This window comes from Aeromonas sp. R7-2 (genome assembly GCF_040908105.1).
GTDB lineage: Bacteria > Pseudomonadota > Gammaproteobacteria > Enterobacterales > Aeromonadaceae > Aeromonas > Aeromonas caviae.
Genome location: NZ_JBFODC010000015.1, coordinates 104,296 through 124,938 on the forward strand (window position 1 = coordinate 104,296; position 20,643 = coordinate 124,938).

Here is a 20,643-nt window from a genome sequence, read left to right on the forward strand (position 1 = left end):
TCTTGATGTGGGGCTGGTGGCTTTACATCAAGCTCAACGGTATGCGGTAACACCTTGCCGGCGTACCGCGGTACTTTGATGACAATCGGCATCAGCCACGCCGTTTGTTCATCATTCGGCAGCCATCCCGACGGACAGGAGAGGGTTTCAAGGAAGAGAAGGGAAGACGTCAGCACGCATCGTGTTGATGGACGACAACCACTACGACCCGCTCAACACCAGTGACCGCCCATGACAAGGGAGATGATGAGCCCGAAGCCCACTCGGTCAGCTGAAAGATGAGAGTCCGTTGTTCTCCCTGATACCGGAGCCTAACCGGTATTAAAGAAACCATTCCCCAGCAGTGTCTGTCGTTTCTGCGTGCCTCGCCCTATAGGCGTCATGATCCTGCGGGTCTGGCGGACGCGGCCTGCGCAGGGTTGCCCTTGGATCGGCGCGGAGTGTACACACTTACCGCAGCCAGTGACAATAAAAAATCGTGTTAAAAAACGGGTTTTCATCGGGGGGCAAAATCTCGCTGCCAGCAAGGCGGGCTCTGGGATGGCGGGGGATGAGAGTGCGTGGGCGAGGCGATGAAAATAACCAACACGTCACGCTTTTTGGGTCACCCCTTGCCAGCGCTGGGCCGAGGGGAAATTCAGCTTTTTCGCAATTGCTTAACCAGTTTTTATTTTGGAATTTTTATGCAAACTGCCGAGCAATGATCCCCGCCCCTCCCCTTCGATGACCCTCCTCTCCCCCACAAAGTCATCAAAAACTGCGCTGACGCAATAAGCGGCGCCGCCGTCTTGGCCACAATGACTCCTCTTTCGTGACCCGAGGCTTGCCCATGAACACCCTGCTTTCGCGCTTTCTCCACTACCTCACCTTTCATACCCGCTCCGATGCGACCAATCCTGCCTGCCCCAGCAGCGAGGGACAGCGCCTCTTCGCCCGGGCCCTGCGCGATGAAATGACGCAGATGGGGCTGAGCCAGGTCACCCTGGACGAGCATGGCTACCTCACCGCCTGCCTGCCGGGCAACCAGCCGGATGCCCCCGCCATCGGGCTCATCGCCCACATGGACACCGCCGATTACGAGGCCGAGTGCGTCGTTCCCCAGATAGTCGAGAACTATCAGGGGGGCGATATCTGCCTTGGCAAAGGGGACGAGGTGCTGGCCATCCGCCAGTACCGCTTTCTGAAAAACTACCTGGGGCAGGATCTCATCACCACCGACGGCACCACCCTGCTGGGGGCCGACGACAAGGCGGGCATCGCCGAGATCCTCACCGCCGTGGAATACCTGCAGGCTCACCCCGAGATCCCCCGTGGCGATGTCTGGGTCGGCTTTACTCCGGACGAGGAGATAGGGCGCGGTGCCGACCGCTTCCCGCTTGACCGCTTCCCGGCCAAGTGGGCCTACACGGTGGATGGCGGCGAACTCGGCGAGCTCGAATGCGAGAACTTCAACGCCGCCAGCGCCACGGTGCGCATCACAGGCAACAACGTCCACCCCGGCACCGCCAAAGGCAGCATGATCAACAGCCAGACTCTGGCCGCCCGCTTCCATGCCGCCATGCCCGCCGAGCAGACCCCGGAGTGCACCCAGGGGTATGAGGGCTTCTTCCACCTGGCCCGGATGGAAGGCACGGTGGAGGAGACCACCCTGCACTACCTCATCCGCGACTTCGACGATGACTGCTTCGCCGCCCGCAAGGCCCAGCTAAAGGAGCGGGTCGCCTCCCTGCAACTGGACGCCCCCAGGGCGCGCATCACCCTGGAAATAGCTGACAACTACCGCAACATGCGCAGCCAGATAGCGCCCCATCCCCACATCGTCGAGCTGGCCAAAGCCGCCATGGAGGCCGCCGACGTGGTGCCCAAGATCAAACCCATTCGCGGCGGCACCGACGGCGCCCGGCTCTCCTTCATGGGGCTGCCCTGCCCGAACCTGTTCACCGGCGGCCACAACTTCCACGGCAAGCACGAGTTCATCCCCCTGCAATCCATGGAAAAAGCGGTCGCCACCCTGGTGGCGCTGGTGCGCCTCACCTCTGCCTGGCGGGCAGAGTAAGGGGGCAAGGACGGGGCTCGCCCCGTCATCAAACCGTCACCCAACCGACACACGAAAGGCACGCAGGGGCGTCAAGCTGGGGCAAAGTTCAGCGGAGCCTTGCCCATGTTCGACGTCGATACCCTGCTGGGGCAGCACCTGCCCCGCCTCGCCAGCCAGCCCCTCCTCCGTCCCCTGATGAGGCAGGGGCTGAGCTGGTTGCTGCACGAGGAGGCCTTCACCCGCTTTGCCGCGCGCCATCCCCACCTGCGCGGTCTGGACTTCGTCGAGCAGGCCCTCACCGAGCTCCACTTCGACTACCGGGTGAGCGAGGCCGAGCTCGAGCACATTCCCGCCAGCGGCCGGGTCATCATCGTCGCCAATCACCCCATCGGCTCCCTGGACGGGCTGGCCCTGCTGCGCCTCATCGGGCGCATCCGCCCCGACGTCAAGATAGTGGCCAATCAGGTGCTGGCCCAGCTCGCGCCGCTGCGCCCTTTGCTGCTGCCGGTGGACAACCTGGGGGGCAAGACCGACAGGCAGGCCATCCTCGCCATGAATGAACACCTCGCCGCCGACGGGGCCCTGGTTATCTTCCCCGCAGGCGAGGTCTCCCGCCTCGGCCCCAAGGGGGTGAAGGATGGCCCCTGGCAGGCCGGCTTCATCAAGCTGGCCCAGCGCAGCCGAACGCCCCTGGTGCCCATTCACCTGGGAGGGCGCAACAGCCTCTGGTTCTATCTCGCCTCCTGGCTCAACAAGCCCGCCTCCGCCCTGCTGCTGGTGCGCCAGCTGTTTCGCCAGCAGGGGCGGACGCTGCCGGTGACCATAGGGGCGCGCATTCCCCTCGCCAGTTTTCAGGAGTTGCCGGCCAAGACGGCAGCCCGGCTGGTGCGCGGCCACCTCTACCGAATCGCTCGGGGCAAGGCGGGACGGTTGCAGACCGAGGCCCCCATCGCCCTGCCGGAGGATCGCCGCCTGCTGAAACAGGCCATCGACGGGTGCGAGCTGCTAGGCCAGACCCCGGACGGCCAGCGCATCCTGCTCTATCGCCGCCACGAGCAGAGCCACTCGGTGATCCTGCGTGAGCTGGGGCGCCTGCGGGAGATTGCCTTTCGGGCGGTGGGGGAAGGCTCGGGCAAGCGGCGGGATCTCGATGCCTTCGACGATGATTATCACCACCTCATCCTCTGGGATCCCGCCCGCCTCGACATCATCGGCGCCTACCGTTTCGCCCCGGTGGCCGAACGGCTGGCCAGCAAGGGGCTGGATGGCCTCTACAGCCACACCCTGTTCGGCTTCGAAGAGAAGCTGATGCCCCGGCTGGAACAGGCCATCGAGCTTGGCCGCAGCTTCATCCAGCCCGCCTACTGGGGCAAGCGGGGGCTCGATTACCTCTGGTTCGGCATCGGGGCCTATCTGGCCCGCTATCCCCAATACCGCTACCTGTTCGGGCCCGTCACCCTCTCCGGCAGCCTGCCGCCGGCGGCCAAGGATCTGCTGGTGAGCTTCTATCGCCAGCACTTCGCCCCCACCCTTGCCCTCGCCCCTTCCCGCCGCCCCTATCCCGCCACGCCGACGCTGTTCGAGGGGCGCGATTACGGGGACGACCTCAAGGTGCTCAAGGCCGGGCTCGACAACCTGGGCTGTGCCATTCCCACCCTCTACAAGCAGTACGCCGAGCTGTGCGAGCCGGGGGGCGTGCAGTTCATGGACTTTGGCATCGACCCGGACTTCAACCACTGCATCGACGGCCTGGTGTGGGTGGACGTGAGCCGCATCAAGCCCCACAAGCGGGCCCGCTATATCGGCCTCCCCGCCGGGGAAGGGCTGGCCACCTCTGGCGACCGTTGACCGGGGGCCGCAACGAAAGAGGGAGGCCTGCGCCTCCCTCTTTCACATCATGGGTGATGCCGCCTACTCGGCTGCGGGTTTGCGATCCGCATGGCCGAGATCCCGCTCCGGGGCGATGACATCCCGCACCCGCTGCTTGATCTCCTTGGCCTCGGGGAAGCCCTCGTCGGCCACCCTGTCCCACACCAGCACCCCGTCCACCAGGATGCGAAACTCCCCCTTGCTGGCGGGCACCAGGGCCACCTCTCCCAGTTCGCCGTCGAAGGTGGAGAGCAGCTCCTGGGCGAGCCAGGCGGCCCGCAGCATCCAGCGGCAGAGGGTGCAGTAACGGATTTCGATGCGCGGTTTCGCGAGGGGCAAATGGGTGTCTGTCATGGGGTGACTCCGTGAAAATCGGTCAACCAGTGGCGAGCGATGCGCTGCATGGTGGCCTGGGGCAGTTCGTGAAGGCCCGGGGTGGATGCCTGATGGGCCAGTTGGTGCACCCCTTCGATGATCTCCGCCAGCACCAGGTAGACATATTCGCCGATGACGGCACCGTGGACGAAGTTGACCGCCTCCCCCCGGTTGAGCAAAAAGATGGTGCTGCCGTCCGGCCGGGTCAGGGCCAGCACATGGGGACACACCTCCTCGCTCGGCCAGGGCAGCTGGGCGAGGCTGAAGGCGAATTCGTCGTCGGCGGAGGTGACCGAGGCCAGCATGGCGCCGGGGCGCAGGGCCTGCAGATCGGTGATGTCGAGGGAGCCGTTGCCGGTGGAGCAGATCACCAGCTCGGCGCGGCCCAGGGCTTCGGCCTTGTTCACCAGCTTGAAGCCGTGGGAGAGCGCCTCCACCTGGCGCAGGGCATCCGTCTCCACCAGCTCCAGATGCAGGTTGCGACAGCGCAGTTCCCGGGCGATGCTGCGCCCCACCTTGCCATAGCCGAACAGGGCGGCCTGGCAGACATTGAAGGTACGCCTCAGGGTACGCGCGAGGGACTCCGCGGAGTAGACCACGCTCAGGCCGATCTGGATATCTTCCGCCTGCTTGAGGGGGCTGCGGGCCACCGAGATGACGGGGGCCGCCAGGGACTCCTGTTCGTAGCGCTGATGGCCGTTCTCGGTCATCTCCACCACCCCGATGAAACGGGCGCCAAAGTGCTCGGCCAGTACCGCCTGGCTCTTGGCGAAGTAGCCGCCGATGTCGAGGATGATGAGCCGCTCGTGGGACATCACCAGGGGGGCAATCTGGGCGATCACCTCACCGGGATCCGAGGTCCAGTGGCGATTGAGGGGCAGCACGGGGTAGTGCTGCTGGGCCCAGGCCAGCGTCGGCCCGTGCACGGACTTGGGTTTGGGCAGGATGGCACCGACCCGGCCCACCCGATCGAGCACCTGGATGAAGTCGGGTCTGTCGGGAAGCAGGTGGGTCACCAGCAGGATGCAGAGATCCCCAAGACATCCCTGTTCGGTGAAATGGCGAAAAAACAGATGCTCAGATCCCTGACTGCGCAACTGTGGCCTCCTTAGCGTGCCGCGGGAAAGCAGGCAAACAGAACCCGGCATAGCCGGGTTCTGTGTGTATCCAGATAATTGAAAATCCTTTTTATCCGAAAGCACCATGGGTCTCAATCTTTATCTGTCCAGACTTTGACAAGCCCATCAATTTCTAAGGTAATAGCCTGTTTTTCATGCAGAAATCAGTAAAGCGACGCCTCTGGCCATACCCACCACAGACTCACTCCGGCACCGACGGCCGCCACCAGGATCAAGACCCCCCAGCGAGAGAGTCCCGGGCGCCCGTGCAGGGCACGTTCCAGCAGCGGCAACAGCCAGACCGGCAGCAGCACCAGCAGGGGCACTTCCACGTACTGCCAGGCGAGCATCTGCACGAAGGCGAGTGAAAGCCCCAGGGCGGCCGGGGTCACCTTGACCCCTGCAAAGGCGCCGAGCAGGGCACGGAATCCGGCAAACGCGGCCAGGGCACCCGTCAGCTGGGCGATGAGCAGGCTGCCATCGATGCCGATGACCAGCGCCAGCCAGATGAAGGCCAGGGCGAAGCCGAGCCCCTCCTCGCTGTCACCACGCCAGCTCGTCCAGCCAGACCAGAGGATGGCGGGCAGCAGGGCCAGCCAGATCCCGGGCTCGCTCGCCAGCGCGGAGGCCAGCCCCTGCCACCACACCAAGGCGCCCAGCACCCCGAACAGCGCGAGGGCGACCCCCTTGCTGGTACCCTGGGTCAGGGCGGGCACCAGCAGGGTCAGCGGCAGCCACTGCCACGCCTTGACCGGCAGGCCATAGGCACCGCCCAGCAGGCAACCCACCAGCCAGATCCCCAGGGCGCCCCACAGATAGCCCAGCCGCGGCCAGCGCCACGACAGCAAAGCGGCCCCTAAAGGAGCCGCCAGGGTTTGAAGCAGGAGTGCTGCGCCCATTACTTGCGCACGCCTTCAACGAACAGGTTGATGGTCATCTCGTCAGGGATGTTCGGCACCATGTAGTTCACGCCGAACTCGCTGCGCTTGATGGTGGTGGTGGCGTTGAAGCCGCTGCGGTAGCCGCCCCAGGGATCCTTGCCTTCCCCGATGTGGACCAGGTCGAAGGCCACGTCCTTGGACACGCCGTGCAGGGTCAGGGTGCCCTTGAGTACGCCTTTGTCCTTGGTGCCTTCATAGCCGGTGCTGACGAAGGTCATCTTGGGGTACTGCTTCACGTCCAGGAAGTCGGGGCTGCGCAGGTGCTTGTCGCGGGCCTCGTGGTTGGAATCCACGCTGGCGGCATCGATTTCGAAGCTCGCCTTGGCCGCCGCCGGGTTGGCGTCGTCCATGCTGAAGGTGCCACTGAAGGTGTTGAACCGGCCGACCAGTTCGGAGAAGCCGAGGTGGCCCACCTTGAACTGGACTGTGGTGTGCGCTGCATCGACATCGTAATCGGCAGCCATCAGGGGAGCCGCCATAAACAGGCAAGAGGCCAGCAGGGCCTTGGTCATTTTCATTCCGATCGTTCCTTCATTGGGGGTTCACAACGGTGTCTAAAATGCTAACCTCCTATCGAGAATAGATAATCATCGATTTATTAAAATAATTATCAACCGAGAGTGGAATATGGATCAGATAGCCGCCATGCGCACCTTCATCAAGGTGGTGGAGTGCCAGAGCTTCACCAAGGCCGCCCATCAGCTCGGGATCTCGGTCGCCATGACCTCCAAGCTGATGCAGCAGCTCGAGGAGTCCCTCTCCACCCGGCTGCTGTCGCGCACCACCCGCCAAGTCAATCCCACCGAGGCGGGCCAGTTCTACTACCAGCGCTCCCTGGCCCTGCTGGCGGAGCTGGAAGAGACCCACAGCCAGCTCACCCACAACAACCAGCAGCCCCAGGGCACCCTCAAGCTCTCGGTGCCCATGGATTTCGGCTACCTGCACCTCTCCCCCGCCCTGCCCCTGTTTCGCGAGCGCTACCCGGACTTGAAGCTCGAGATTGAGTACAGCGACCGGCGGGTGGCCCTGGTGGAGGAGGGGTTCGATCTGGCCCTGCGCATCGGCAACCTGCCGGACTCCTCCCTGGTGGCCAAGCCGCTCGCCATGATGAAGATGGTGGTGTGCGCCAGCCCCGACTACCTGGCCCGCCGGGGCAGGCCGAAGACCCCGGAGGATCTCAAGCAGCACGACTGCCTCATCTACACCCTGACCCAGCCGGACTGGGTCTTCAAACGGGATGGGGAGGAGCACAGCATCCGTCCCCAGGGGCCACTTCGCGCCAACAACGGGGTGGCCCTGACCCGGGCCGCCTGCGACCACCAGGGCATCATCTTGCAGCCCACCTTCATCGTGGGGGATGCGCTGCGCTCGGGGGCGCTGGTCCCCTTGTTGCTGGAGTGGGAGAAGGGGCAGGTGGGGCTCTATGCCCTCTATCCGCACCGCCGTTTCGTGTCGGCCAAGGTGCGCTGCTTCATCGAATTCGTGCAGGAGCGCTATCTGGCGCCCCACTACTGGGACAGGGAGACCTGAGCCCGGGCTCAGGGGGTGGGCATCAGCTCGGCCACCAGCAGGTGATCCTGCTGGCTCATCTGCCAGCGTGGCAGACGCTGGCGCAAGGCGGCGAGCTCGGCCTCCCCCAGCGCATAGGGCAGGGTGACGTGCAGGCAGTGGCAATCCAGCATGGCCGCCAACTGCATCATCAGGGCGAGGTTTGCCTCGTCGCTCTTGTGCTTGTTGATGCGCTTGCCGAGCTCGTGGCGAAAGTGGGTCTCGGGATCCTGAGTCATCGCCTGCCAGCCGTAACCAAAGAGCGGGATGAAGGCGCTGACGATGCCAAGGGCGGTGAGGGGCCGTTTGGGCGGATGATAGAGGGCGTTGAGATCCAGCAGGATGGGGCTTTGATGGGGTTCACGACTGCCGGATAAAATAGTATTGCTCATTGGATTACCCTGTTGATTCCTCTAGACTTCGCCGCATATTTGACCTGACATGCCAACGAGGTGCTGATGCTAAGCGATATCGAGATCTCCCGCCAGTCCCCCCGCCTGCCCATCGCCGAGGTGGCAGCACAGCTCGGCATAGCGGCCGCCCATCTCCACCCCCACGGCCATTACAAGGGCAAACTCGACCTCGCGCTGCTCCATCACGCCCCCGCCCGCGAGCCCGGCAAGCTGGTGCTGGTGAGCGCCATCACGCCCACCCCCCTTGGGGAGGGCAAGACGGTCACCACGATCGGCCTCTCCATGGGGCTCAACCACATCGGCCAGCCCAGCATCGCCACCATTCGCCAACCGAGCCTCGGCCCCGTCTTCGGGGTCAAGGGGGGCGCCGCCGGGGGCGGCATGGCCCAGGTGGTGCCGATGGAGGAGATGAACCTGCACCTCACCGGGGATTTTCACGCCCTCACCGCCGCCCACAACCTGGCCTCTGCCGCCCTCGATGCCCGCCTGTTCCATGAACGCAAACTCGGTGACCAGTTCAGCGCCAGAACCGGTCTGGCGCGGCTCGATATCGACCCGGCCAACATCCTCTGGCCCCGCACCCTGGACATGAACGACCGGGCGCTTCGCCACCTCACCCTCGGCCAGGGCGGTGCTGCCGATGGTGTCGAGCGCCCCGATCGCTTCGTCATCACCGCCGCCTCCGAGCTGATGGCCATTCTGGCGCTGGCCAGGGATCTCAAGGACTTGCGCGCGCGTATCGGCCGCATCCAGCTCGCCCTCGACCTGCGCGGCAAGCCCATCACCGCCGAGCAGCTGGAAGTGGCGGGGGCCATGACGGTGCTGCTCAAAGACGCCCTCAAGCCCACCCTGATGCAGACCACGGAGCAGACCCCTGTGCTGGTCCACGCCGGCCCCTTTGCCAACATCGCCCACGGCAACTCCTCCGTCATCGCCGATCGCATGGCGCTGGGTCTTGCCGACTATGTGGTGACCGAGGCGGGTTTTGGCTCCGACATGGGGCTGGAGAAGTTCTTCAACATCAAGTATCGCCAGTCCGGCCTCGCCCCCGCCTGCGTGGTGCTGGTGGCCACGGTGCGCGGCCTCAAGGCCAACAGCGGCCTGCTCGACATCCGGCCGGGCCAGCCGCTGCCGGCCAGCCTGCAAGGGGAAGATCTGCCCACCCTGACAGCGGGGTGCGCCAACCTCGCCTGGCATATTCACAACGCCCGCCGTTACGGGGTGCCCGTGGTGGTCGCCATCAACCGCTTCCCCACCGACAGCGATGCCGAGCTGGCCCTGCTGGAGGCGGCGGCGCGCCAGGCCGGTGCCTGTGGCGTCGCCCTCTCCCGGGCCTTCACTGACGGTGGCGCGGGTGCGGCGGATCTGGCTCACGCCGTGGTGGCGGCCTGCAAGCAGCCCAGTGAGGTCAGGCTGCTCTACCCCGATGAGATGAGCCTTGCCGCCAAGCTCGCCACCCTGGTGGAGTGCGGCTATGGCGGCCGGGGCATCACCCTCTCGGACAAGGCGCGCCAGCAACTGGCCAGACTCTCGGCAGAGGGCCAGGATCACCTGCCCGTCTGCATGGCCAAGACGCCGCTCTCCATCAGCCATGACCCGGCCAGGAAGGGCGTGCCGACGGACTTCGAGGTGCCCATCGAGGAGGTGAAACTCTGCGCGGGGGCAGGCTTCGTCTATGCCCTGGCGGGCCCCATCATGACCATGCCGGGCCTGGGCAGTCTGCCGGCCTATCGCCATATCGACATCGACGATGACGGCGACATTGTCGGCCTGAGCTGACGTACAGGCTGGCAGTCTGCCGTCCCTGAACACCATATCGACATCAACGATGACGGCGACATTGTCGGCCTGAGCTGACGGCGCCCAGGTCCAGCCAGAAACGACAAGGCCCCGCCGATTGGCGGGGCCTTCTGCGCTGTGCCGGGTGGCAGCAAGACTCAGAGGGTGAAACGCTGGGTCATATGGTGCAGGGTATTGGCCAGCTTGCTCAGCTCGACACAGGCCTGGGCGGTCTGCTGCGCCCCCTGGGCATTCTCGTCGGCGGCGGTGTGGATCTTGACGATGCTGCGATTGAGCTCCTCGGTGACCGCGTTCTGCTGCTCGGTGGCGGTGGCGATCAGGGTGTTCATGTCGGTGATCTGGGTGACGGCACCGTTGATGCTGTCGATGCTGCTCCCCGCCTCCCGCGCCAGCTCCACGCTCTCCTGCATCTGCTGACGGCTCAGCTGCATGGCGCTGCCCGCCTCGGCGGTGCGCTCCTGAAGCACCTCGATCATCTTGCTGATCTCGGCGGTGGATGCCTGGGTACGCTGGGCCAGACTGCGCACCTCGTCTGCCACCACCGCAAAGCCACGCCCCTGCTCGCCGGCCCGGGCCGCTTCGATGGCCGCGTTGAGGGCCAGCAGGTTGGTCTGCTCGGCGATGCCGCGAATCACGTCCAGCACCATGCTGATGCTGGCGCTGTCGGTCTCCAGTTGCTGCACCACGCCCCCGGCCTGCTCTATCTGGCGGGAAACCTGCTCTATGCTGCCGATGGCGCTGCGCACCACCTGGTTGCCCTGGGTGGAGGTGCGGGAAGCCTGCTTGGCCGCCCCCATGGCGTCCGTGGTGTTGCGAGCCACCTCATTGACGGTGGACTGCATCTCGTTCATGGCGGTGGCGACCTGAGAGACCTCTCCCTGCTGGCTTGCCATGCCTTTGGCGGACTGCTCGGAGATGGCGCTCACCTCCTCTACCGCGCTGCTGAGCTGACTCACCGAACCGGAGATTTCACTCACCAGCTCCGCCAGAGCCCCCTGCATCCGGTCGATGGCCGACCCCAGCTGGCCCAGCTCGTCGCGGTTGAAGCGGTTGCCGCGGACCCACTCCTGCAGCTCGCCCCGACCGAGATCGCCGCTCGCAATGCGCTGGGCCTGACGGGCCAGCATGATGAGCGGGTCACGGATCTGGCGGGTCAGCACCACGGAGAGGGCGACAACCAGGGCCAGGCCGATCACCAGGGCCAGGGTCACACTCAGCTTGGCGCTGTCAAAGGCGGCGATCACCTCGGCGCGGGAACCCACGGAGTAGCCGTGGTTGATGCGGATGAGATCCCCCACCGACTTGCTCAGGGTGGTGTAGAGGGTGACCCCCTCCCCCATGAAGAGGTGCCGGGCTTCGGCCATCTGTCCCGAGTCCTGCATCTGCCGGATGCGCTGGTGCAGGGCGACATATCGCTCCCAGTCCGCCTTGACGATGTCAAAGGCGCGGCGCTCCTCCCGATCCTCCGCCCAGATGGTGCCATCGTGGGCCACTATCTGGCGCGCAGCCTCTTGCAGGCTCTTCTCGCTCTCGTTGCGATAGCGGGCCTTCTGCTGGGCATCGTCCGCCACCAGGAAGACATCCAGTTCGTAGCGGCGCAGGGCATTGATGGTCTCGCCGAGGGTGCTGGTGCGCACGACGGCGGGCAGGATACTGTCGGTAAAGCCGATGGCGGCGCGGTTCATCTTGCTGAATTCAAACAGCGAGAAGCCGCCGATAAAGGCCATCATCAGGCCGAGTACGGCAAAGCCGGCGGTAAGTTTTTTGCCTATCGTCATGGTGTTCATGGCATGTCCTGCATGGGGAAAACAAGTGGCATTGCTGGGCGCAGGCCTGGCCTGCGCCTTCACTACCCTCCTTGGCAGCACATCTCGTCCCTGTCGGCGCGCACAAGGGCGGGCCCGGGGGTGTCGGCGTCAACCAGACCGTCCGACAACACACAGAGCCATAGCGACCGGCACGGTCACAACTTTAGGTATTTTTCAAAAAAAGTGAGGGAAAGGAGACGGGGCCTGTCGGCGACAGGCCCCGGGAGCACTACCCTTTCAGACCACCGAGGAATTCGGCGCGGGTGTCGGGCTGGGTCTTGAAGACGCCGCCCAGGGAGGTGGTGGTAGTGTAGGAGGTGGAGTCCATCACGCCACGGGCCTTCACGCAGAAGTGGGTCGCCTTGATGCTGATGGCCACGTCCCTGGTGCCAAGCAGGGTCTGCAACGCCAGCAGGATCTGCTGGGTCAGCCGCTCCTGTACCTGGGGACGGCGGGCGAAGAACTGCACGATGCGGTTGATCTTCGACAGGCCAATCACCTTGCCGCGGGGAATGTAGGCCACGTGGGCAAAGCCGTCTATGGTGACGAAGTGGTGCTCGCAGGTGCTGGTGAGGCTGATGTCCCGCACCATGATCATCTCGTCCACCTTCATCTTGTTCTCGATCACCGTCACCTTGGGGAAGGTGGCATAGTCGAGGCCGGAGAAGATCTCGTTCACGTACATCTTGGCAATGCGGTGCGGGGTCTCGGCCAGACTGTCGTCGGCCAGATCCAGTCCCAGCGTCTCCATGATGGCGCGCATATGACCTTCGATTTTTTCCTTTTTCTGCTGGCCGCTCAATTCATTGGCCACCAGAGGTGTCTCAAGGCCCTCGGCCTCGAGCGCCGCCCTGACCAACAGGGCTTCCTGGCTTAAGCTCGTCATCGTGTTTATCTCCCACGCTCAGGGACTGTGCTGGCCTGCGGCATGGTGCCGCGGCGCAATCTTACAGGGCGATTATTGTCATAATTCTGTCTAACTCAAGCCCGGTGCCCGACTTTATGCCAAACCACCCCGTTTTGTCCGCACCGGCCTGCCCATTCGGGGGCAAGGCGCACGGCCGTGCCGCCTCTTCCCCACCTGCCATCCCGCGCAAGCCTCGCCCTGGTTACCCATCAGGAGGTAATTCAACGGGATAGCGCCCCATAATCCGATCACTCCGGGGCATCTGCCCCCCATTACCGCACCTTCGGCCTGCCCATCGGAGCGGATTTTTGGGATAATCCGCCCCCTACACACCAGAGAGGTCATGATGATGGGATTCGATACCGGTGCACTCCTCCCCTTGGACAAGGCCCTGCAAGGGATGCTGGAACAACTCACCTGCTGCTGCGAGACGGAGCGGTTGCCCCTGCCCCAGGCGCTGGATCGGATCCTGGCCGAGGAGATAAGCTCCCCCCTCTTCGTCCCCCCCTTCGACAACGCCGCCATGGACGGCTATGCCGTGCGCCTGGCGGATCTCGCCGCCGGGATGCCGCTCCCCGTGGCGGGCAAGGCCTTTGCGGGCCAGCCCTATGAGGGGGAGTGGCCCGCCGGCCACTGCATCCGCATCATGACCGGGGCCCCTGTGCCCCCGGGTGCAGACGCTGTGGTGATGCAGGAAGAAACGCAAGCCGGCGACAACGGGATCACTTTCCTGACCGCGCCCACGCCTGGCCAGAACATCCGTCGCCGCGGCGAGGATCTGGCGCAGGGCGCCCGGGTGCTCGAAAGCGGCCTGCGCCTGAGCCCCAGGGAGCTGCCGCTGCTCGCCTCCCTTGGCATCGCGAACGTCACGGTGCGCCGTCCCCTCAAGGTCGCCATCTTCAGCACAGGGGACGAGCTCAAGCCTCTGGGCACCCCGCTCCAGCACGGGGACATCTACGACTCCAACCGCTACGGGGTCAAGGCGATGCTGAGCCGCATGGGCTGTGAGTGCCTGGACCTTGGCATCATTCCCGATGATCCGGCGGCCCTGCGCGCCGCCTTCTTGCAGGCCGACCGCGAGGCCGATGCCCTTATCACCACCGGGGGAGTCTCGGTGGGGGAAGCGGACTTCACCAAGCAACTGCTCGAAGAGCTCGGGGAAATTGGCTTCTGGAAGCTCGCCATCAAGCCGGGCAAACCCTTCGCCTTTGGCCGGTTGCCAAACGCCTGGTTCTTCGGTCTGCCGGGCAACCCGGTCTCCGCCATGGTCACCTTCGATCAGCTGGTGCAACCGGCTCTGGCCAGGCTGGCCGGTCAGCAGTTTGCACGCCCGCACCCCCTCCAGGCCCTGGCGACAGAGCCGCTCAAGAAGAGCCCGGGGCGCCTGGACTTCCAGCGCGGCATCCTGAGCGTGGGCCCGAATGGCCTCGAGGTTCGCAGCACCGGCTCCCAGGACTCCGGGGTGTTCAGCTCCCTCTCCCGGGCCAACTGCTACATCGTGCTCGAACAGGAGCGCGGCAAGGTAGCCGCCGGTGAGACGGTCACCGTCGAGCCCTTCTCGGGGCTGCTGCTGTGAGCGAGATCCTGAGCGACGCCGAGCTCCTTCGCTACAACCGCCAGATCGTGCTCAAATCCTTCGACTTCGAGGGGCAGGAGGCGCTCAAGCAATCCCGCGTGCTGGTCATCGGCGCCGGGGGCCTCGGCTGCGCCGCCAGCCAGTATCTGGCGGTGGCCGGGGTCGGCCACCTCACCCTGGTGGATTTCGATCGGGTGGAGCTCTCCAATTTGCAGCGCCAGGTGCTGCACAGCGACGAGCGCATCGGCCAGCTCAAGGTGGAGTCCGCGGCGACGTCCCTGCGCGCCCTCACCCCCTGGCTCGAGGTGGAGACCCACGCCGCCCTCGCTGACGAGGCGCTGCTCGATGCCCTGCTGCCACGCCATCAGCTGGTGCTCGACTGCACCGACAACGTCGCCATCCGCAACCTCCTCAACCAGCGTGCCCGCCAGCACAAGGTGCCCCTGGTCAGCGGCGCCGCCATCCGGCTCGAAGGGCAGCTTTGCAGCTTCACCTGGCAGGAGGATGAACCCTGCTACGCCTGTCTCAGCGCCCTCTTTGGCGATCAGGCCCTCACCTGTGTCGAGGCGGGGGTGCTGGCCCCCGTGGTGGGGCTGGTGGGCAGCCTGCAGGCGCTCGAGGCCATCAAGCTGCTGGCGGGCATGGGCAAAAGCTACAGCGGCCGCCTGCTGATGATCGACGGTCTGGGTGGCAGCTTTCGCGAGCTGAAGCTTCCCAAGCGCCCCGACTGCCCGGTCTGCTCAAGACCCTGAGCAGCGCCCACAAAAAAGCCGAACCCCGGGGTTCGGCTTTTTTATCTACCTCTGCTGTCTGCTCCCCTCAATGGGTTGAGAGGATCCGCTGCAACAGATGATTGAACCCGGCAGGATCTTCCGCCGGCCAGGCGTGGTGACCATCCGGGGTGTGGATGGTGGCATTGGGCAGGGAGGCGAACTGCTCCACCCGCCGCGCCAGGGGCAGATAGTCGTGACTGGTGGAGATGATGGCCACCGGCTGCCAGAGGGTGCCGAGACGAGCCCGCACCGACCAGCCGGGCAGCGCCTCCAGCAGCGCCTTGTAGGTCTTCTTTTTGTTGCGCACGAAGCGCCCCCGGAAGGTGTGGCGCACCTGGGCGAGATCGGGGCCGGGAAAGAGCTCGCGACCGAGCCACCACGCCAGCGGCCGCATGCCGAACCAGCGCAGCCACTTGAGGCGCATGGCATAGCGCTCCTGCTCCTTTGGCGTCTCCAGCAGAAATTCGCTGAAGCCGTTGACCAGCACCAGCCCCTGCACCTTGTGGGGCAGTTGCAGCGCCAGCTCCAGCGCCACCATGGCACCGAGCGACAACCCCACTACCCAGGCAGGCTCGGGCTGCTCGTCGAGCCAGCGGGCCACATCCGCCGCCAGGGTGGGCACGTCAAAGGGCCCCTCCTGCATGCTCTGGCCGTGGCCGCGCAAGTCGATGGCCACCACCCGGTGGCGCTCGGAAAAACGCTCGATCTGCGCCTGCCAGTCGAGGCTGGAAGAGCCCAGCCCGTGCAGCAAGAGCAGCAAGGGCCCCTCCCCCGCACTGCGCAGGGCCAAGCCATGGGATTTCATTACCTGATTGCGACGCACCCGTCCCCCCTTTCTCGACGCCATGCCGGCCACTCATGACCAGCCAATCCGTACTCCGGTCCCCTGTCTACCCCTCTCCCACCAGGCTCACCGCCTTGATGTAGGCGTAGAGGCGCATGGCCGGCGTCAGGGCGAGCCGCTGCGCGGAGCGGCTCGTGATCCGGGCCAGCAGTATCTGCTGCCCGAGAGCCAACTGCAACAGGGTCTGCCCGGGTCGCACCTCCCGCACCTCCAGCAGCCGGGTCTCGAGGCAGTTGGAGAGGCTGGAGTGCATGATGGGCTCGGTGGCGATCACCAGATCCCGTGCCGCCACCTTGATCTGCAAGGGGCCCGCTTCATCGGGGGCATGCTCCATGGTCACCATCAGGGTCTGCTCCCCGAGTCGCAGGGTCGCCATCTGCTCGTGCTCGTCGTAGTGGGCCAGGGTCGCCGAGAGCATGACCCCGACGTCGTCGCGACTGGCCAGCGACAGGTCGGTGCGGGCGAAGATCTCCTCGGGGGTGCCCTTAGCCTCCACCCGTCCCTCTGCCAGCAGCACCAGTCCATCGCAGAGCAGGCTCACCTCCTCCATGGCGTGGCTGACGAAGATCATGGGGATGCCGCTCTCCTGCTGCAAGCCCTTGAGCACGTGGGCCTGATGGATGCGGCTGCGCCTGTCCAGCGCCGAGAAGGGTTCATCCAGCAGCAGCAGATCAGGCTCGGCCAGCAAGGCCCTGGCCAGTGCCACCCGCTGACGCTGACCCCCGGAGAGGCCGTGGGCCGGTTGCCCCAGCAGCTCGGCAAAGCCGAGGCGCGCAGCCAGATCCTCTGGCTGCCAGCGCCCCCTCCCCTTGCGAGCCGCCAGTTGCAGGTTGCCGAGCACGCTCAAGTGGGGGAAGAGACGAGCATCCTGAAACACCAGCCCGATGCGCCGCGCCTCGGGGAGCAGGGCTGCAAGCTCGCGCCCCTGCCAGCGCAGGGCATCGCCCGGGGCCCTGTCGAGCCCGGCGATGATGCGCAGCAGGGTGCTCTTGCCACAGCCCGAAGGACCGAACAGGCCGAGGATGCGGCTGGGGGGCAACGCCAGATCGCACGCCAAGGTGAAGGGGCCTAAATCACGTCTGGCCTTGAGGTAGAGGTTCATCCGAACAGCCTCCGTTGCCGGCGTTGCAGCACGCCGTAGACCAGCACCAGCATCACCAGGGAGAAGCCCATCAGGCCGCCTGCCAGAATATGGGCATTCTGGTAATCCATCGCCTCCACGTGATCAAACAGGGCGATGGAGAGCACCTGGGTCTCCCCGGGAATGTTGCCGCCAATCATCAGCACCACCCCGAACTCCCCCAGGGTGTGGGCAAAGCCCAGCGCTGCCGCCATCACGAAGCTCGGCAGCGTCATCGGCAGGATGATGCGAAAGAAGCGCTCAAACGGGCCCATCCCCAGGGTGGCAGCAGCCTCCAGCTCCTTGTTGCCCATGTTGACGAAGGCGGAGGTGAGGGGTTGTACCACGAAGGGGAGCGAATAGATGACGGAGGCGATGAGCAGGCCGAGAAAGCTGAAGGCGAGCGGGGCCCCGAAAGTCTCCCGCCACCAGCCACCGAGGCCGTACTCCGGGGAGAAGACCAGCAGCAGATAGAAACCGAGCACGGTGGGCGGCAGCACCAGCGGCAGGGCCACCATGGCCTCCACCAGGGGGCGCAGCCGGTGCTGGCTGCGAGACAGCCACCAGGCGAGCGGCGGCGACAGCAGCAGCAGGATGGCAGTGGTGCTGGCCGCCAGTTTCAGGGTCAGCCAGACCGCCAGCAGATCCCCTTCACTCATAGGGTCCCCTCTCGGGTGTCGATAAAAAACAGGGCGCCGTCATGACGGGCGCCGCCTTGGGACACGTCAGGCACCGGATCTGGCCAGCACGGAGCTGGCCTGCAGACGCCGGGCGCTTACTGCGGCAGGGCGTAACCCGCCGCCTTGATCTGCGCCTGTCCCGGCCCCTTGAGCCAGGCGACCAGGGCATCCACCGCCGCCCCTTTCTTCAGCACCAGGGCCTGCTGCTCGATGGGGGGATAGAAGCTGGCCGGCACCGCCCAAGCTTCGCCGGTCTTGCCCGCCTCCACCAGATTGGCCCAGGCGACGAAGCCCAGCTTCGCATTGCCGGTGTCGACGAACTGCCAGGTCTGGCTGATGTTGGTGCCGGTCAGCACCCGATACTGCTTGGGATCGATCATGAGATGAGCCAGGGTCGCCATGGCGGCGGCGCCATAGGGCGCTGTCTTGGGGTTGGCGATGGCCAGCTCCCCCTGCCAGTGGCGCAAGGTGGCCTCGTCGGGAGCAGGCCCCCCCTTCTGCCAGAGGCCGAGCTGACCGATGGCATAGGTGAAGCGTTCGCTCCCCTTGCCTTCCGACTCCAGCTTTTGAGGGGTCGCCACGTCGGCCGAGAGGAAGAGATCGAAGGGCGCACCGTGGGTGATCTGGGTATAGAGCACGCCGGTGGCCGCCGAACTGATGACGACGCTGTGGCCGGTCTTGGCGGTGAACTCCTTGCCGATGCGCTCTATGGTGCCCTTGAAGTTGGCCGCCACCGCCACCTTGACCTCGTCAGCCAGCACAGTCCCGCTGTAAATGCCGCTTGCACCGACACCCAGCAACAACACGGATACCCATCTCTTCATTCCGTTGCTCCTTATGTTCCGGCACGGCCGGATCGATTGACACGAGCCCGAGGCTCACTCCCCTTGTTGCCAGCGGGCCAGGGCGGCGTCATCGCTCGCCCTGGCCTCGACCCAGCGTTGCACCCCGTCGGCGGTCAGCTCTTTTTTCCAGAACGGCGCCCGGGTCTTCAAGAAATCCATGATGAAGTGGCAGGCCTCGAAAGCCGCCTCGCGGTGGGCGCTGCTCACCACCACCAGCACAATCTGATCCCCGAGCAGCAGCTCGCCGATGCGGTGAATGAGGGTACACTCCTGCAGCGGCCAGCGCCCGCGGGCCTCGGCCACGATGCCCGCCAGCGCCTTCTCGGTCATGCCGGGGTAGTGCTCGAGGGCCAGCCCCTTCACATGCTCCCCCTGATTGAAGTCGCGCACCTTGCCGACAAAGCTGACAATCGCGCCTGTGTCCTGCCGGGCAGCGAGGCGGGCATATTCGTCGGCCAGCGAGAAGTCAGCCCGCTGCACCAGAATGCGATCTGTGATGGCTACGTCGCTCATGGCTCAACCTCCGGTCACCGGCGGGAAGAAGGCGACCTCATCCCCGTCATGGAGGGGGGTATCCAGCGGCACCAGGGTCTGGTTGACCGCCACCAGGAGCTTGCCGGATTCGAGCGCCAGCGCCCACTTGTCACCTCGCTCGCTCAAGGCGGCGCGAAGGGCATCGGCACTGGCGTAGTCGCAAGGCAGGCTGAGCTCGTCGCAGCCGACCAGCTCACGCACCTGCGCAAAAAACAGAACCTTGATCATGCCTGCTCTCCTTTGGTCGCACCCAGCTGGAAATGACCGGACTTGCCGCCCTTTTTCTCCACCAGACGCACCTGCTCGATCACCATGTCCTTTTGCACCGCCTTGCACATGTCGTAGATGGTCAGGGCCGCCACCGAGGCGGCGGCGAGCGCCTCCATTTCCACCCCGGTCTTGCCCGAGAGCTTGCACAGGGTGCGGATATGGACCCGATTGTGCGCCGCCTGGGGTTCTATCTCTACCTCCACCCGGGTCAGGGCCAAGGGATGGCACAGGGGAATGAGGTCGGCGGTCTTCTTGGCCGCCATGATGCCGGCGATGCGGGCGGTGGCGAAGACGTCCCCCTTGTGGTGCTGACCGCTCAGGATCAACGCCAGGGTCTCGGGGGCCATGGTCACGAAAGCCTCGGCGCGGGCCTCGCGTTCGGTCACCTGCTTGTCGGTGACATCCACCATGTGGGCCTCGCCGCTCTGGTTGAGATGGGTCAGGTTCATCTATGCCCCTATCGAAAAATAAGATGGATGATCCGGGTTTACTCCCGGGATCACAGATGGGTCACGAAGTTGCACGGCCGGGTACGGGCATCGAGCTGATCCCGTATAAGCTGTTCCCAGCCCAGACGGCAGGCGCCGGTGGAGCCGGGCAGGCAGCAGATCAGGGTGCGATTGGCGAGCCCTGCCAGGGCACGGCTCTGCATGGCGGAGCCTTTTATCTCGGCAAACGAGAGCTGGCGGAACATCTCGCCAAAACCCTGCACCGTGCGCTCGAACAGCACGCCGACCGCCTCGGGCACCCGGTTCTGCTCGTTGAAGCCGGTGCCGCCGTTGATGAGCACCACCTGGACTCCCTCGTCGGCAATCCAGTCGCTCACCTGGGCGCGGATGCGAAACAGGTTGTCGGGGCAGAGCGCCCGGTCGGCCAGCACGTGGCAGCTCTGGGTCAGGGCCTCGACCAGATAGTCCCCCGAGCTGTCATCGGCAGCGGTGCGACTGTCGGAAACCGTCAGGACGGCGATCTTGAGAGGGATGAATTCGCTGTGTTTGGGTGCCATTGGGGCCATTCCTGTCAATCATTGACCACGAGAGGATGAGGTGAACGCGCCGCACCGTGGTGCCAGCCATGAAAGGAGCCGGTGGGCGCCGCGTTGCCGGGAAGGGATTCTATCAAAAGATGTCTGGCTGGGGGGCGTCATTGCCCATTAATCTCGAAGGCCGCCGGATCCCGAGGAT

21 protein-coding genes are annotated in these 20,643 nt (G+C 65.2%); 6 read left to right on the plus strand and 15 right to left on the minus strand.

The window, feature by feature from the left end; translation table 11 throughout:
* The first annotated feature begins 829 nt into the window (after window positions 1–829).
* Both pepT and AB5Y47_RS03585 read left to right on the plus strand, forming a co-directional pair.
* On the plus strand, window positions 830–2,056 hold the full coding sequence (pepT, locus tag AB5Y47_RS03580; protein WP_253584630.1) for a peptidase T: 1,227 nt from the start codon (window positions 830–832) through the stop codon (window positions 2,054–2,056).
* A gap of 105 nt (window positions 2,057–2,161) precedes the next feature.
* Window positions 2,162–3,886: a lysophospholipid acyltransferase family protein gene (locus tag AB5Y47_RS03585; protein ID WP_043154245.1), complete on the plus strand. Its 1,725-nt coding sequence runs from the start codon at window positions 2,162–2,164 to the stop codon at window positions 3,884–3,886.
* Window positions 3,887–3,949: 63 nt separating this feature from the next.
* Here AB5Y47_RS03585 and AB5Y47_RS03590 read toward each other — a convergent pair whose 3' ends face one another.
* The 4 genes from AB5Y47_RS03590 to AB5Y47_RS03605 form a co-directional block, all read right to left on the minus strand.
* The gene (locus tag AB5Y47_RS03590; RefSeq protein WP_010674179.1) at window positions 3,950–4,261 is read right to left on the minus strand and encodes a SelT/SelW/SelH family protein; all 312 of its coding nucleotides are present in this window, start codon (window positions 4,259–4,261) and stop codon (window positions 3,950–3,952) included.
* Entirely contained in the window at window positions 4,258–5,379 is a 1,122-nt protein-coding gene (locus AB5Y47_RS03595; RefSeq protein ID WP_042882543.1) for an adenosylhomocysteinase, read from the minus strand. Before AB5Y47_RS03595 ends, AB5Y47_RS03590 begins: the two co-directional genes overlap by 4 nt.
* A gap of 185 nt (window positions 5,380–5,564) precedes the next feature.
* The gene (locus AB5Y47_RS03600) at window positions 5,565–6,299 is read right to left on the minus strand and encodes a hypothetical protein (RefSeq protein ID WP_043154244.1); all 735 of its coding nucleotides are present in this window, start codon (window positions 6,297–6,299) and stop codon (window positions 5,565–5,567) included.
* Window positions 6,299–6,859, minus strand: coding sequence for a YceI family protein (locus tag AB5Y47_RS03605; RefSeq protein ID WP_010674176.1), 561 nt, complete (start codon window positions 6,857–6,859; stop codon window positions 6,299–6,301). The genes AB5Y47_RS03600 and AB5Y47_RS03605 overlap by 1 nt, the downstream gene beginning before the upstream one ends.
* A gap of 109 nt (window positions 6,860–6,968) precedes the next feature.
* On the opposite strand from AB5Y47_RS03605, the gene AB5Y47_RS03610 reads away from it, so the two are divergent.
* A complete protein-coding gene (locus AB5Y47_RS03610) occupies window positions 6,969–7,871 on the plus strand; it encodes a LysR family transcriptional regulator (RefSeq protein WP_039038856.1) in 903 nt (300 codons plus the stop codon).
* 8 nt (window positions 7,872–7,879) lie between these two features.
* Here the strand turns inward: AB5Y47_RS03610 and AB5Y47_RS03615 are convergent, their stop codons facing one another.
* Window positions 7,880–8,281: a hypothetical protein gene (locus AB5Y47_RS03615; RefSeq protein WP_010674174.1), complete on the minus strand. Its 402-nt coding sequence runs from the start codon at window positions 8,279–8,281 to the stop codon at window positions 7,880–7,882.
* 66 nt (window positions 8,282–8,347) lie between these two features.
* Here AB5Y47_RS03615 and AB5Y47_RS03620 point away from each other — a divergent pair, with 66 nt between their 5' ends.
* Entirely contained in the window at window positions 8,348–10,081 is a 1,734-nt protein-coding gene (locus AB5Y47_RS03620) for a formate--tetrahydrofolate ligase (protein WP_368219847.1), read from the plus strand.
* Window positions 10,082–10,239: 158 nt separating this feature from the next.
* On the opposite strand, the gene AB5Y47_RS03625 is transcribed toward AB5Y47_RS03620, so the two are convergent.
* Both AB5Y47_RS03625 and folE read right to left on the minus strand, forming a co-directional pair.
* The gene (locus AB5Y47_RS03625; RefSeq protein ID WP_368219849.1) at window positions 10,240–11,889 is read right to left on the minus strand and encodes a methyl-accepting chemotaxis protein; all 1,650 of its coding nucleotides are present in this window, start codon (window positions 11,887–11,889) and stop codon (window positions 10,240–10,242) included.
* A gap of 250 nt (window positions 11,890–12,139) precedes the next feature.
* Window positions 12,140–12,796: a GTP cyclohydrolase I FolE gene (gene folE, locus AB5Y47_RS03630; RefSeq protein ID WP_010674171.1), complete on the minus strand. Its 657-nt coding sequence runs from the start codon at window positions 12,794–12,796 to the stop codon at window positions 12,140–12,142.
* A gap of 370 nt (window positions 12,797–13,166) precedes the next feature.
* On the opposite strand from folE, the gene moeA reads away from it, so the two are divergent.
* Window positions 13,167–14,393 (plus strand): molybdopterin molybdotransferase MoeA, encoded by a 1,227-nt coding sequence (moeA, locus tag AB5Y47_RS03635; protein WP_368219856.1) that lies wholly within the window; start codon window positions 13,167–13,169, stop codon window positions 14,391–14,393.
* Window positions 14,390–15,145 (plus strand): molybdopterin-synthase adenylyltransferase MoeB, encoded by a 756-nt coding sequence (gene moeB / locus AB5Y47_RS03640; RefSeq protein ID WP_182976467.1) that lies wholly within the window; start codon window positions 14,390–14,392, stop codon window positions 15,143–15,145. The genes moeA and moeB overlap by 4 nt, the downstream gene beginning before the upstream one ends.
* 67 nt (window positions 15,146–15,212) lie before the next feature.
* Here the strand turns inward: moeB and AB5Y47_RS03645 are convergent, their stop codons facing one another.
* The 8 genes from AB5Y47_RS03645 to moaB form a co-directional block, all read right to left on the minus strand.
* Window positions 15,213–15,989, minus strand: a complete 777-nt coding sequence (locus AB5Y47_RS03645) for an alpha/beta fold hydrolase (RefSeq protein ID WP_368219857.1) — start codon at window positions 15,987–15,989, stop codon at window positions 15,213–15,215.
* A gap of 67 nt (window positions 15,990–16,056) precedes the next feature.
* Window positions 16,057–17,112 (minus strand): molybdenum ABC transporter ATP-binding protein, encoded by a 1,056-nt coding sequence (gene modC / locus AB5Y47_RS03650; RefSeq protein ID WP_368219851.1) that lies wholly within the window; start codon window positions 17,110–17,112, stop codon window positions 16,057–16,059.
* Window positions 17,109–17,789, minus strand: a complete 681-nt coding sequence (gene modB / locus AB5Y47_RS03655) for a molybdate ABC transporter permease subunit (RefSeq protein ID WP_139739616.1) — start codon at window positions 17,787–17,789, stop codon at window positions 17,109–17,111. The genes modC and modB overlap by 4 nt, the downstream gene beginning before the upstream one ends.
* A 116-nt stretch (window positions 17,790–17,905) precedes the next feature.
* Window positions 17,906–18,634 carry a molybdate ABC transporter substrate-binding protein gene (gene modA, locus AB5Y47_RS03660; protein WP_124244894.1) on the minus strand — a complete coding sequence of 243 codons (729 nt, stop codon included), beginning with the start codon at window positions 18,632–18,634 and terminating at the stop codon, window positions 17,906–17,908.
* A 54-nt stretch (window positions 18,635–18,688) separates the two neighbouring features.
* A complete protein-coding gene (moaE, locus tag AB5Y47_RS03665; protein WP_043154230.1) occupies window positions 18,689–19,168 on the minus strand; it encodes a molybdopterin synthase catalytic subunit MoaE in 480 nt (159 codons plus the stop codon).
* A gap of 3 nt (window positions 19,169–19,171) precedes the next feature.
* Window positions 19,172–19,417, minus strand: coding sequence for a molybdopterin synthase sulfur carrier subunit (moaD, locus tag AB5Y47_RS03670; protein WP_010674162.1), 246 nt, complete (start codon window positions 19,415–19,417; stop codon window positions 19,172–19,174).
* Window positions 19,414–19,908, minus strand: a complete 495-nt coding sequence (gene moaC, locus AB5Y47_RS03675) for a cyclic pyranopterin monophosphate synthase MoaC (RefSeq protein WP_143237340.1) — start codon at window positions 19,906–19,908, stop codon at window positions 19,414–19,416. The genes moaD and moaC overlap by 4 nt, the downstream gene beginning before the upstream one ends.
* 50 nt (window positions 19,909–19,958) lie before the next feature.
* Window positions 19,959–20,465, minus strand: a complete 507-nt coding sequence (gene moaB, locus AB5Y47_RS03680; protein ID WP_368219853.1) for a molybdenum cofactor biosynthesis protein B — start codon at window positions 20,463–20,465, stop codon at window positions 19,959–19,961.
* Between the last annotated feature and the right edge of the window lie 178 nt (window positions 20,466–20,643).